Annotated in this window: 12 protein-coding genes; 4 read left to right on the top strand and 8 right to left on the bottom strand. The window is 66.1% G+C overall.

The genetic code is table 11. The annotated features are described in order from the left end of the window. Positions 1-102 precede the first annotated feature (102 nt). From CXY78_RS13295 to CXY78_RS13285, 3 genes are read left to right on the top strand one after another with little or no spacing between them, the layout of a single operon-like run. Entirely contained in the window at positions 103-474 is a 372-nt protein-coding gene (locus CXY78_RS13295) for a GntR family transcriptional regulator (protein ID WP_104089717.1), read from the top strand. Then, complete coding sequence (locus CXY78_RS13290) at positions 471-1,400, top strand: ABC transporter ATP-binding protein (protein WP_104089715.1); 930 nt, start codon at positions 471-473, stop codon at positions 1,398-1,400. Before CXY78_RS13295 ends, CXY78_RS13290 begins: the two co-directional genes overlap by 4 nt. Then, positions 1,397-2,179 carry a hypothetical protein gene (locus tag CXY78_RS13285; protein ID WP_092338946.1) on the top strand — a complete coding sequence of 261 codons (783 nt, stop codon included), beginning with the start codon at positions 1,397-1,399 and terminating at the stop codon, positions 2,177-2,179. Before CXY78_RS13290 ends, CXY78_RS13285 begins: the two co-directional genes overlap by 4 nt. Here the strand turns inward: CXY78_RS13285 and CXY78_RS13280 are convergent, their stop codons facing one another. From CXY78_RS13280 to CXY78_RS13255, 6 genes are all read right to left on the bottom strand, one after another. After that, complete coding sequence (locus tag CXY78_RS13280) at positions 2,180-3,715, bottom strand: methyltransferase (RefSeq protein ID WP_104089713.1); 1,536 nt, start codon at positions 3,713-3,715, stop codon at positions 2,180-2,182. Between the two features lie 26 nt (positions 3,716-3,741). Next, entirely contained in the window at positions 3,742-4,866 is a 1,125-nt protein-coding gene (locus CXY78_RS13275; RefSeq protein WP_104089711.1) for an NAD(P)/FAD-dependent oxidoreductase, read from the bottom strand. Next, positions 4,866-5,564: a class I SAM-dependent methyltransferase gene (locus tag CXY78_RS13270; protein WP_092338951.1), complete on the bottom strand. Its 699-nt coding sequence runs from the start codon at positions 5,562-5,564 to the stop codon at positions 4,866-4,868. Before CXY78_RS13270 ends, CXY78_RS13275 begins: the two co-directional genes overlap by 1 nt. Beyond that, positions 5,565-6,770, bottom strand: coding sequence for a type III polyketide synthase (locus CXY78_RS13265; RefSeq protein WP_092338953.1), 1,206 nt, complete (start codon positions 6,768-6,770; stop codon positions 5,565-5,567). A 69-nt stretch (positions 6,771-6,839) separates the two neighbouring features. Beyond that, positions 6,840-7,745, bottom strand: a complete 906-nt coding sequence (locus tag CXY78_RS13260; RefSeq protein WP_140425708.1) for a phosphatase PAP2 family protein — start codon at positions 7,743-7,745, stop codon at positions 6,840-6,842. 64 nt (positions 7,746-7,809) lie between these two features. Next, entirely contained in the window at positions 7,810-8,037 is a 228-nt protein-coding gene (locus CXY78_RS13255) for a zinc-binding dehydrogenase (RefSeq protein WP_092338957.1), read from the bottom strand. Positions 8,038-8,283: 246 nt separating this feature from the next. Here CXY78_RS13255 and CXY78_RS13250 point away from each other — a divergent pair, with 246 nt between their 5' ends. Then, positions 8,284-9,222: a phosphodiesterase gene (locus CXY78_RS13250; RefSeq protein WP_092338958.1), complete on the top strand. Its 939-nt coding sequence runs from the start codon at positions 8,284-8,286 to the stop codon at positions 9,220-9,222. On the opposite strand, the gene CXY78_RS13245 is transcribed toward CXY78_RS13250, so the two are convergent. Both CXY78_RS13245 and CXY78_RS13240 read right to left on the bottom strand, forming a co-directional pair. Then, on the bottom strand, positions 9,152-10,948 hold the full coding sequence (locus tag CXY78_RS13245; protein WP_104089709.1) for a stealth family protein: 1,797 nt from the start codon (positions 10,946-10,948) through the stop codon (positions 9,152-9,154). The two genes, CXY78_RS13250 and CXY78_RS13245, sit on opposite strands and share 71 nt — an antisense overlap. 282 nt (positions 10,949-11,230) lie before the next feature. Continuing rightward, positions 11,231-13,210, bottom strand: coding sequence for a thioredoxin domain-containing protein (locus tag CXY78_RS13240; RefSeq protein WP_104089708.1), 1,980 nt, complete (start codon positions 13,208-13,210; stop codon positions 11,231-11,233). Positions 13,211-13,239 lie beyond the last annotated feature (29 nt).

Below are 13,239 nucleotides of genomic sequence, written 5' to 3'. Positions count from 1 at the left end.
CATTTTCCTCTCAAGGTAGTTAGTTAGTCACATGACCAACTAACCAGTGAACCGGCGGGGGCTGGGAATCGGGCAGCAGCATCCACTGAAAGCAGGCAGTCCTTGATCGAAGCGGGCAAACCGATCTTCGTGCAGATCGCGGAGCAGATCGAGAACGACATCATCGATGGCGTCATTGAGGAAGAAACATCCGTTCCGTCGACCAACGAATTCGCGGCCTTTCACCGCATCAATCCGGCGACCGCTGGCAAGGGCGTCAACCGTCTGGTCGAAGACGGCATTCTCTACAAGAGGCGAGGAATAGGAATGTTTGTAGCAACCGGAGCTCGGCAACGACTGGTCGTCGCCCGCACCGAACAGTTTCGGGCCAACTTCGTCGGCCCCCTGCTCAGTGAAGCCGCCAAGCTCGGCATCACCCCGGAACAGGTGGCCGGAATGATCAACATTGAATCGAGAAAGGGCAGTAACTCATGACTGACACCGCTGTGCGCGTCGCCGGCCTCACCAAGAAGTTCGGCGCCCTCACCGCTATCGACGACGTGAGTTTCACGGTCGAACGCAACAAGATCTATGGTCTGCTCGGCCGCAACGGCGCCGGCAAGACTACCCTGATGCAGCTGCTCACCGGACAGCAGTTCGCCACCAGCGGCACCCTCGAGGTGTTCGGCGCCTCCCCCGTTGAGAACGCGCGGGTGTTGCAGTCGCTGTGTTTCATCAAGGAAAGCCAGAGATATCCGGACAGTTTTCGGCCCCAACACGTCTTCGCGAGCGCTCCGTGGTTTTTCGCGAACTGGGACGACGCCTTCGCCGCCCGTCTGGTGGAGGATTTTCGGCTGCCGCTCAACCGTCCGATCAAGAAACTCTCCCGTGGTCAGCTCTCGGCGGTCGGCGTGATTGTGGGGCTCGCCTCGCGCGCGCCGCTCACCTTCTTCGATGAGCCCTACCTTGGACTCGATGCGGTCGCGCGGCAGATCTTCTACGATCGCCTGCTCGAGGACTACGCCGAGTATCCGCGCACCATCATGCTCTCGACACACCTCATTGACGAGGTCAGCAACCTGCTCGAGCACGTTCTCGTGATCGACGAGGGCCGTATCCTCATGGACCAGGACGCCGAGCAGCTGCGCGGCTCAGCCAGCACCGTGGTCGGCAAGAAAACGGATGTCGACGCTTTCGTTGCCGGCCGCGACATTATTTCCCGAGATGGTATCGGCGGGCTCGCCTCGGTGACCGTGGCCGGCCTCGGCGAGGCCGAACGGGCCGCCGCGCGCGCCGCCGGACTCGAGCTCTCGCCCGTGTCGCTGCAGCAGCTGATCGTGCAGCGCACCACGAGCACCACCGGCAGCGCAACCCTTGATGAAACCGAGAGCAAGACCGACGCCTGGAGCACACACTCATGACCGTCACCGATTCGCTGACCGGCACCGCGGCATCCGTTCACCCGCGGAGCGCGCCGGCCCGCATCTGGAACGTGGTGCGGTTGCACCTCATCGACCGCCGAACCTACATCGGTATCCCGTGGCTCATAGTGGGCATGGCCTTCGTGATCACCATCTTCATCGCCCAGATCGTCGGTTTCACGACCGGCGGACTCGGCACCCCCGACGCCATCGAGGGCCAGCGCTACAGCTGGGCCGTGCTCTCACCGCAGTGGTACCTGGTTGTCGTGGGCGTGCAGGCCATCTCCTTCGGGTTTCCGCTCGCGCTCGGTTTCGGCGTCACCCGCCGGGACTTCTACCTCGGAACAGCGCTGCTGTTCCTACTGATCTCGGCCGCCAACGCCCTCGCGTTCGCCCTGCTGACCCAGCTCGAACAGCTGACCGAGGGGTGGTTCATCGACACCTATATGTTCAACGCGCTCTGGCTCGGCATCGACGGGTTCTGGGTTGACCTTTTCTCGTTCTTCGTGATGCAGCTGCTCGTGTTCTTCATCGGGGCGTCGATCGCGACCATCTATATGCGCTGGCGCATGCCCGGCATGCTCGTGTTCTGGAGCTCGCTGGCCCTGGCCATCGTCGGCGCGGTCACGATCATCACCTTCACGAGCAACTGGCCGGCAGTTGCTATCTGGTTCGGCGCCCAGGGAATCGGCGGCATCTTCGCCTGGCTGCTTCTGCCCGCAGCGGTCGCCGGATTCGGCGGCTTCCTGGCTCTGCGCCGCGCGACCCCCAAGAACTAGCTACTTCAGGAAGCCATCGACTAAAAGGGCGCGCACCTTGGGCAGCAGCTCGGCGGTCAGCGCTGGCTCGTCCGCGTCGAGCAGCTGGGCGAGGGCTCCGATGATGGCGCCGACGGCGAGCTCACCGTCGCAGGCACCGACCAGCCCGGCCAGGGCGGTGTCGAGCGGCAACGAGCGGCCGAATCCGCTGCCCTGGTGCAGGGTCATGAGCGTCGGATCCTGCTGTCCTGGCCAGTAGTGGCGCTCTTCGGTGACGTCGGAGGCCACGGTGAGATTTGTGCGCAACAGGCGCGCATCATCCGTTGCCGCCTGCCAGTCGTGCGCGGCGAGACACTCGGCGAGGTGCGCGCCGAGCCCGGCCGGGTTGTGGCCCAGGGCATCGGGCAGGCGCTCGAGGCGACGCAGGCCGGGAGCGGTGCCCCGGGTGGATGCGGTTTCCGGCAGGCGCAGCAGCAGGTAGCCGAAGCCGACCCGACCCACTCCGCGCGCCTCGAAGTCGTTCAGCCAGGCCTTGTACAGCCGGTCGAAATCGGGACCGGGGCGGGTGCCGCCGTCGCGGATCCAGGTCTCGGCATACTCGCCCGGCGTCTGCACCTCGCGCTCGATGATCCACGCGTCGAGGGCACCCGGCGTGAGCCAGCGCTCAAGGCGCTCGAAGGCATCCGTTTCACCGAAGTATTCCCAGTTTCCGAGCAGCTGAACAACTCCGCCGGGCGTGAGGTGGTTGGCGGCGCCGCGCACAACAGCCTCGACCAGGGCATCACCGACCATTCCGCCGTCGCGGTACTCGTAGCTCGGCACTCCCTCGGTCCGCGGGGTGATCACGAACGGCGGGTTCGAGATGATGTGGTCGAACCGCTCCCCCGCCACCGGCTCGAACAGGCTGCCGAACCGAAACTCGATGTTGTCGATCTGGTTGAGCTCGGCGTTCAGCGCCGCGAGCTCGAGCGCACGCACCGAGATGTCGGTCGCGACGACATGCTCGGCGTGCCGGGAAGCGTGCATGGCCTGGATTCCGCAGCCGGTGCCGATGTCGAGCGCCCGCTCAACCGCGCGCGGCATCATGAGCCCGCTCAGGGTGCGCGAGGCGCCGCCGATGCCGAGAACGTGACTTTCGCCGAGCGGATGCCCGAGCGCCAGCTCCCCCAGATCGCTCACGATCCACCAGCTGCCGGCCCCGTGCGCGTCAATGAAGCTGTACGGACGGAGGTCGACGAGCGGGCGCACGAGCGCATCGACGGCGGCCACGAGCCCGAGTCGTTCAGCACCGGCTGCCCCGAGTGTCGGCAGCGCGGCATCGAGATCGACACGCGGAACCGCGTCTCCGAACAGAAACAGCCGAGCCAGCGTCGCGGCGGGCTCATTCCGCCCCAGTTTGACGGCGAGCGTGGCGAGCGCCCGCTGGGCCGGAACCCGCTGGTTGCGGCGGAGGGCGGCATCCGCTTCTATGCCCCACAGTCCGGTCAGGCCAGGAACCGAGAAATGAGCGGCCGCGAGGTCGGTGCGGAGGCGGGGAACGAGAGTTGCAGGAGTCACGGTTCTATTCAACTCGATGCGCGCGGTCACAACCAACGCATGGTGAACGCCCGGACCACCAGTTCGTTGGCCGGCGGCAGCGTGAGACCGCGCACGACGGCGTTGCGAACGCCGAGTCGCAGACCGTGGGCTGGCCGGCCCATCTGCATGTTGAATCCGGCTTGCAGGGCCGCTCGCCGGGCGGCGCGGCGGCGCGTGCGGTCGTAGCGGGCCAAAACGGATGCCGCCGCTGACGGTTCGAGCAGCGCCCGCTGCACCGCCGGCGCGAGGGCCACGGCGTCGAGCCAGCCGAGGTTCATGCCCTGCCCACCGATCGGGCTGATCTGGTGCGCCGCATCGCCGATCAGCACCACGCGGCCCGTGCACATGCTCCCCGCGAGCCGCTGCTGCACGGCGAAGGCGCTGACAGCCCCGAGCGGCTGGGCAACGCTGACTCCTGTTCGGTGACGGATGAGCGCGGCGAAGTCGGCGCTGTCGGCATCCGTTGCGAGAAAATCGGTCATCGCCACCCACCGACGCCGATCGCCGGGCAGCGGAAACGACTCGACCACGCCGCCGCGCTCGAAGTAGAGCACCGCGCCGGTATCTCTCGGGTCAGGATCGGCGAAGTCACCCATGAGATACGTTTCACCGCGGCCGAGCTGCCGCCAGGCGATGCCTGCCGCCTGACGCACGCGGCTGCGCGCGCCGTCCGCGCCGATCACGTAGCGGGTATCGATCGGGCCGGCGTCGGTCGTGAGTTTCAGGGCGTCACCGCGGTCTTGCACCCCGGACACGGTCACGCCGCTGCGATACAGGCCTGGGCGGAGTTGCTCGAACCGATCGCGCAGCAGCGCCTCCGTCTCGTATTGCGGCAGGGCGACCACGAACGGATACGCCGGCGCGACCTTCTCGAACGACATCTGCCCGAGCCGGCGCGAATCGCAGCGCACCTCTCCCGTGCGAATGCGCACGGCCCGCTCGAGCAGGGCGTCGGTGATGCCGATGGCGGCGAGGGCGGCCAGCGACGGCGGGTGAATGCCGATCGCCCGCGACCGGAGGGACGGCGTCTCGCGCTGCTCCAGCACCTCAACGTCGAGCCCGCCGACGGCGAGTACGCAGGCGAGCATGGTGCCGACCGGGCCGCCACCCACGATGACGACGTCACGCATCAGGCCGCATCCCAGCCCAGCACGAGCCGCGACGGCAGGCCGCGCGACACCGTCCACCCAGCGGGCACCGCCGCCCGCAGCTCGACGGCCGTGTAGCTGCGTTGAATCGAAGTGAGCCCGTCCGGGCGAATATAGGAATGCCGAAAGAACGGCCAGGTCGCCGCCGCGAACCCGAGGTACGCGTAGTTGGAACGCTCCAGATCGGCGTGCAGCACGCGCACGCGAGCGAGATCCTCCGAGTCCACGAGCAGCCCCTTCAGCTCGTCCACGCTCAGATGGTGCAGCACGTGATTGGACACCACGAAGTCGAAGCGCGCGCCCTCTGCGACGAGGTCGGAGCTGAGCGCCCGGCGAAACGAGAGGCCGGCGATCTTCGGCTGGCTGGTCGCGAAGACGTGCGCACGGGCATCCGGATCGATGCCGGTCACGGTGAGCCGCAGTCCGTCGCGCACTGCCCAGCGGGCCAGCGATCGCGAGACATCGCCACCGCCGGAGCCGACGTCGAGCAGCGTCGTTTCGGTCGTGGTGGACAGAGTCGGGCGGATGCTGCGGCGATAGATCCCCGGCCAGCCCGACACGACCGCATTGACCACCTGAAAATTCTGGTACGTGCGCGTGAGCATGGCCGGGTCGCACAGCGGGGAATCCATGATCTCCACGGCCCCATGCGCCCGCACGCGCAGTGACGGAAGGGCCATTCAGCCCTCGATCACGGTCATCAGGCCGGACTCCACGGTGAGACCGGGGCCGAACGCCATGGCGCAGACCCGTTCACCGTCGGCGGTGGCTGGGCCGTCGAGAATTGCCTTCATGACGAAGAGAATGGTCGCGCTGCTCATATTGCCGTTGGTGCGCAGCGTCTCACGCGAAGGCAGCAGCTGGTCGGGGCGGAGTCCGAGTTTGGCCTCGGTCTTGTCGAGAATGCTCCGACCACCGGGGTGGATCGCCCAGTGCTCGATCACCGAGCTCAGCGTGGCCGGCGGCGCGAGGGTGAGGACCGGGGCCGCGCTGGCCGCTGCATCCGCTTCACAAGGGACGGCCACGAGCTGCCGGGTGATCGACGCGTCGCGGGCAAACAGGGGCGCGAGGGCACTCTCGATGTGTTCGTCGATGATGTGCGGAACGTAGGTGCTCAGAATCATTTCGAAGCCCTCATCGCCGATTTTCCAGGCCATGTCGCCCTCACCGACCGGGGTGATGACCGTTTCGAACAGGTCGAGACCGAGGGCTTTCTCGCCGGGCAGCGGTGCCCGGGAGCTGACGATACCGGCGGCCGCGCCGTCGGAGAACAGCGAGGAGGCGACGATGGTGTCCGGGTCGCTCGAGGTGCGCAGGTGCAGCGAGCAGAGTTCGGCGCTGACCACGAGTACGACCGCATTCGGGTCGGCCTCGACGAACTGCTTCGCGGTGCGGAGGGCAGGCATGGAGGCGTAGCAGCCCATGAATCCGAGGTGGTAGCGCTGGGTGCTGGCATTCAAGCCGAGTTCGCGCACGAGCATGTAGTCGGGGCCGGGGGCGTAGAACCCGGTGCAGGAGACTGTGACGACGTGGGTCACATCTTCCGGGCGAATGTCGGGGCAGGCGGCGAGCGCCCGGCGGCCAGCCTCGACGAAGAGTTTGGTGGCTTCCGTGATGTAGAGCTCGTTACGCACCCGGGTACTCGGCACCAGCAGAAGTTGCTGCCGCGCATCGAAGAACTGCGGATCGGCCGAATCGTTGTCGAGGGTGAGCTCGGCAATCACGGTATGTCGGGTTTCAATACCCGACACGTTGAAACTAGTGCTGACCAGCCGTTGTGCCAGTCGGCTGAGTCCGGGCTGGGCGGCGAAAATGTCGCGCACCTGCTCCTGGATCAGAATCGTCGGGGGAACTACGGTCTGGAGCGCTCTCAACGTGACGGCCATGAGTTAGTCTCGCACGTGGTTTCGATTGAGTACACCCCTCCGAGGCCGAATCTCAGGGCGTTGGCGAATCTAGGGCAGTCGAGCGAACAGCCGAGTTCCACTCAGCGCGAGCAGCAGGCCGGCGGTCACGATGGCCGCAACCCCGCCCAAGTAGGCCACGATGGTGCCGAGCGTACCGACGCGCTCGAACAGGCTGCTGTCCAGCACGAGGGTCACGATGAAGGCCACGGCGGAGATCGCCCCGCACCCGATCGACAGCCAGCGCACCACGCGAATCGTCGACTGTCGCAGCCCGGTAAAGGCTGGCCATCGTGAGCTGGGGGCGGCAGCATCCGTTTGCGGCACGACACCTACCCGCGGCCAGGCCAGCACCGCCCCGGCGAGGCACCCCCAGAATGCGACCCAGAGCAGGGCTGCAATCACGTCGCTCGGCCGATGCCACTGGTTGGCAAGCGTGGCCACACCGGCCAGCACGGCGAAAGCGGTGCCCCACCCGGCGACCATCGGGCGCATGCGCGGGCTCGCGACCAGAAAGACCACCAGCGCGGATGCCGCCGCCACCGTCGTATGCCCCGACGGGAATGAGTTTCCGGCGTAGCCCTCGACCGCGAGGTCGGGACGGGCCAGAATGCCATACTTCAGCAGTTGGGCCGAGGCAGTCGCCGCCGCTGCCGCGACCAGGGCAACCACGAGGGTGCGCCAGTTGCGGCGCACGAGCGCGATGACGGCGGTCAGCACCACGCCGAATGCCACGGCGATGTCCGGAACAGAGTCCAGCATCCGACCGGTGAACGAGGTAATGCTGCGACGGCCGAATTCGGCGCCGTCATAGGCAAGCTGGTCGGCTTCCTGGCCGGCGTGGCTGCGCACGAAGAACAGGTAGAGACCGATGAAGGCCACGGTGGTAAGCGCGGCCCCGGCGACGTACCCGAGCGAACCCTGTTTCAGGGAGTTTCGAGGGGACCAATTGCGCACGGTCAAGCATGCCACAGTGTTTCTGGGAGACGCGGTTTCTGGGAGACGCGGTTTCTGGGGCCCGCTACCGGGTAGCGAGAACGACTTTGCCGTGCAGGTGGCCCGCCATGAGGTGGCGGTAGGCGTCCTGCACCTGATCGAGCGGGAACACCCGGTCGATCGGCAGCACGATCTCACCGTGCGCAATCAGTGTGGCCAGCGCCTCGAGGTCGTTGATGTCCGCGAACTGTCCGCCCACCTCGGTTACGCCCGCGCACCCGTACCTCACCGCGCCCGGCCTGCGGCTGCTCATCGTGCACGATGCTCAACACCTCTGGCTCACCAAATTCGTCAATGCGTACGTATCGAGCCATGCCTCAGCCTAGAGGCCCGCTCGTATGTCACCGACCGACCACGAATTGTCTCGCCCATTTACCCCAATTGCTGCACGATTGATGCGTGGCGTACACCGGTTGTTCAAGAACTTCTGATCGAATAGTGTCTACCACCGAGAGGGCATGCCGAAAGAGCGTGCACCCGACAAACGAATGGACGAGCTGTGAGCATTCGAACGGCTGAGTACCCCCGGCCGGACCACTTCCTGTTACACCTGAGCGACACCCACCTGCTGGCGGGAGGCTCAAAGCTCTATGGCAGCGTCAACGCTGAAGCCCATCTGGCCGAGCTGTTCGCCGAGGTCGAGGCATCCGGGGCCCGCCCCGAGGCCATCGTCTTCACCGGTGATCTCGCCGACAAGGGCGAACCGGGCGCCTACGAGCTGCTGCGCAAGATCGTCGAGCCGGCCGCTGCCAGGCTCGGTGCACGCGTCATCTGGGTGATGGGCAATCACGACAATCGTTCGGTTTTTCGCACCGAGTTGCTCGACCAGGCCGCGAGCGAGGCCCCGATCGACCGGTCCTATGACCTTAACGGCCTGCGCCTGATCACCCTCGACACCTCGGTCCCCGGTCACCATCACGGCGCGGTGAGCGACCAGCAGCTGCTCTGGCTCGCCGACGAGCTGCGGGTACCGGCGCCCGACGGCACGATTCTGGCCATGCACCACCCGCCGATTCCGAGCGTGCTCGACCTGGCCAACGCGGTGGAGCTGCGCGACCAAGATCGCCTCGCCAGCGTGCTCCGCGGCACTGACGTGCGCAGCATCATCGCCGGACACCTGCACTACTCGTCCATGGCCATGTTCGCCGGTATCCCCGTGTCGGTGTCGTCGGCCACCTGCTACACCCAGGATCTGAACGTTCCGGTGGGCGGCACCCTGGGTCGCGACGGCGCACGAGCCTTCAACCTCGTGCACGTCTACCCGGGCACCGTGCTGCACTCCGTGGTGCCGCTCGGCCACTATCCAACGCTCGACTACGTCGACGCCGCCGAAAGCGCACGTCGTCTGCGCGCTTCCGGCGTCGAGATCACGCCGTCGGAGACTCTGCCTGCATTGCGTGAGCCGCCAATGACCCGACCGATCCCAGTTCTGCGATAGTGGCAACACTGGCCCGTTCCCACGGTGCCACGATCGGAAAGTACAGCTCCAGAAATTCGGTGACCGCAGCGCGGCGCACCTCGGTGGAAATCTCCGGGTGACTGCCGTCGTTCAGGCAGAACATGTCCTGATCGCGACGCTTGCGCAGGTGATTCATCTGGCGCAGGGCGATGCGTAGTGTCGTCTCGATGTAGAGCGAACGCACCTGAGTTTGGGCGACCGCACGACCGGTCATCAAGGCGTAATAGTGGTACAGCGAGTTGGTGACCGAGATGTCGGTCGCCGAACGAAAACGACTCGCCGCGGTGCGGCTGAAGTCCTCGGGAAATTCCTGTTCCAACTCGAGCAGCACACTCTTGCGCATGGGAGCTGGCGTGTGCTCCAGGTGCCGGGTGGTGACCTTGCCGAAGCGCCCACGCAGCAGCGCCCGGTTCACGCGAGCGGCGTTCTCGAACCCGCTGCGGGTCGGATCGTTCTCGCCGAGGCCGATCCGAGTGGCTGCCTCCACAAACTTGGTCACCCCACCGGGTGAGAAGAACAGCTCCGGACCGACCGGGCGACCGAAGAACATGTCGTCGTTGGAGTAGAGAAAGTGCTCGGCCAGCCCGGGAATGTGGTGCAGCTGGCTTTCCACGGCGTGCGAGTTGTGAATGGGCAGCACGCTCGTGTCGACGAAGAAGTCCTCGCTGCGCATGATGGTGACGCGAGGATGCTCGGAGAGCCACTCCGGCACCGGTGAGTCAGTGGCGATGAAGATGCGGCGAATCCAGGGTGCGAACATGTATACGCTGCGCAGGGCGTACTTGAGCTCGTCGATCTGGCGAAAACGGGCGTCGGAATCGTCACCCTCCCCGATGACATAGGCCTTCATACGTTTGGCACGTTCCCGCTGAAACTCGTCGCTAGAACCGTCGACCCAGCTGAACACCAGGTCGATGTCGAAGGACACGTCGCTGGCCAGGTCGTCGAACATGTTCTGCAAGGTCAGCCAGGTGCGTCCATACAGGTCGATCGTGGTTTCGCGGGCTTCGGAGCGTGGCAGCCGGGTGCGCATGAGCGCGTTCTCGACCGGGGCGATGATTTCATCTTCGCCGAAACGCCACAGCTCGAACTGGAACGCGGTCTGGGCGCCGTAGCGCAGGCGGCCGATCGGTTCGATGCGCGGCCGGTAGACGCGAAAGACGGAGGACTTGCGCAGCGTCATGAGGGCGCCATCGGCGAGCAGAAACTGCTGGCTGACGTTGCCATCGAGCGGCTTGGCGTAGAACGGCTCGTTGGCGAATGCCGCAGTCAGGACCTTGGTGATTTCCTTGCGCCGCTTGCGGTCGACGGCGATGACCGGACGGTTGTGGTCGCCGCGCACGAGTAGAAAGTCGATGCCGGCGTTGGTGAGGGCGTCGTACACGGCCACGAGGTCCTTGACCATGGACTCGTGCGGAGTGTAGTGACCGTTGATGAGGGCGATCTCACCCTTGCGCACGACGAGGTCGTCGCGGTCGAACCGGCGCGTACGGGCATCCGGTGTGATCAGCACCAGCTCCGGCTCGCTGCTGAGCGACAGAGTCGGGATCAGGCCGGTGTTGGTGGGTGGTTCGGGTTCACTGGAGTCGTAGCCCACGGAGTCGGGGCGTAAGGCGTCGGTGTCGAAGATGTCACCGCCGAACGAGTCGGGGTCCCCCTGCTCGCCAGTCTCCGGTTGTGCGTCCGGAATATTGCGTGTCGCCATGGTCCTCCTTGAGAAAGTGGAGCACTCCAGCGCGACCAGCCGGGGCTGAAACCGAGGAATGCGGCCGAAAGTGCCGGCGTGAATGGTTCAGAGTGTTTCGCAGCGTGGATCTTCTCGAGAAGTGACGAGGTTCTCGATGAGCGACTGGCGTTTGGTGAAACGCGGGGACATTTGTCTTTAGTGTACGTCGCGATGTCGGTAGTTTGCTGCGGCGTCTAGCAGCCAGGGAGATGAGCCCAGGAAATGCGAAATGAGGAAGTGGGGCGAGGTTATACCCCGATGTTAGCGCTTGTGCGGCCGCACCGATTGTTGCGCTTCGGCGGTAATTTCGCTCAGGAGTCTGGCCGTGCCCGCGATCGGTGGCAGCTGCGCCGGGTCAGTGATCGGCAGCTGGCAGACGAAGTCGCGGCAGAGGTACGCGGTGGGTTGGCCGGCCTTGGCCATCCGCGCCAGGAACAGGCCGAAGCCGGCCTCCGCAAATGCTTGGGCCTGTGACTCTGAAACGGATGCGACCACTCGCGCCGCGTGGCGTCGGGCGAGGTCGTGCAGGGTGATGGCCGGGCGGTTTGCCGCGGCGGCACCAAACCGGTCGGGCGAGACGATCACGAGCTGCTCGATCGGGGCGTTGAGTTCGTCGAACAGGCGCAGGGCGGCGCCGTAGGCAAGTGGCCGGCTCGGTGCCAGAGTTGCGACGAGGCCGAGGCCGGCCTGCGCGGCCAAACGATAGCGGTCGTCGCCGGTGAGGCTGTGCAACAGCAGTGCGGCATCCGCTGTGGCGGAGAGTCCGGAGGGGTAGGCACCCTCGGAAGGGTCGATGGCGCTAACCAGGCCCTGCCGGCTGAGCACTGGATCCGCGCCGTTCGGAGAGCGGAAGGCAGGCGCGTCGGTGGCTGCTGGTAGCGTGCTGTCGAGCAGGTGACGAGCCTGGGTGGCGTAGCAAACGTTACCGGTGACGAGCGCGAGTTCGAGGAGTCCCCGTGCGTACATGCCGTAGTCCTCCAGCGTGGCGTTCGCTGTGGAGGTGCGTGCGGCAACGGAGGCACGAACGAGGGTGCCGTCGGCGCGCACGTGGTGTTCGCGCAGGTAGTCGGCCGCGCGGCAGGCGGCGTCAATGAGACGGGGCTGGTCGAAGGCGAAGCCGGCCCGGGCGAGAGCCTGAATCGCGAGTCCGTTCCAGCCGGTGAGTACTTTCGTATCGAGGGCCGGCGGGGTCTGCCGCAGACGGTCGCCCGGTTCGAGTGCGTAGTAGCCGCCCTCGACCCGATGGCCGTCGACGGTGCTTTCCGAGTCTTGGGCGCTGGCAAACCCGCCTCCCGGAAGCTGCATCACGTCACAGAGAAAGCGGGCAATTCCCTCGGCGACGTGACGTACCCACGGTGCGCCGGTGAGCATCCAGGCGCGGGTGTAGAGGCTGAGCAGCTGGGCGTTGTCGTAGAGCATCCGTTCGTAATGTGGATCACTCCAATCACGGTTGACCGCGTAGCGAAAGAAGCCGCCCTCGATCGGGTCGCGAAGCGGTGACGCGCCCATGAGCTTGAGTGTGCGCAGCGCGAGCATTGGCCCGTCGCCGTTCGCGTCGCCGTGCCCGAGCAGAAAGGAGAGGGCAGGGGCCACCGGAAACTTTGGTGCACCGCCGAAGCCACCAAAGCGGGCGTCTTCATAACCGACCAGCTCGGTGACCGCCCGGTCGAGCACTGCGGTGCTGGGATGCAGGGGCACCGCGGCACCACCCGCCGCCGCGGCACCCTCGGCGAGCTCACGCGCCGATTCGGCGAGCAACTCGGCCACCTTGGTGGCGCCGGCCCTGACCTCGGCCCGCCGGGTGTGCCAGGCCGTCGTCACCGCGGTCAGAACGTCGCGAAACGACGGATGCCCCGCCAGGGCCACCGGCGGAAAGTACGTTCCCGCGTGAAACGCCTGCCCGTCGGGGGTGACGAACACGTTGAGCGGCCAGCCGAGTCCCTCGATGAAGGCACTCGCGGCAGAGAGATAGCTCGCGTCGACATCGGGGTGCTCCTCCCGGTCGACCTTGATGCTGACGAAGTGGGTGTTGAGGTACTCGGCAATCGCCGGGTCGCTGAAACTCTCCCGCGCCATGACGTGACACCAGTGGCAGGTGGAGTAGCCGATCGACACCAGCACGGGCACATCGCGCTCGCGGGCTTCGGCAAAGGCTTCCTCGCCCCAGCCGAACCAGTCGACCGGGTTGTCGGCATGGCTGCGCAGGTAGGGGCTGATGGCGTCGGCGAGGCTGTTGGGCATGCTCTATTCTGCGCCCCGTTGCCCGGGCG

It is taken from the genome of Cryobacterium sp. N19 (assembly GCF_002929595.1).
Taxonomy (GTDB): domain Bacteria; phylum Actinomycetota; class Actinomycetes; order Actinomycetales; family Microbacteriaceae; genus Cryobacterium; species Cryobacterium flavum.
This window is presented reverse-complemented; position numbering and strand designations above follow the sequence as displayed.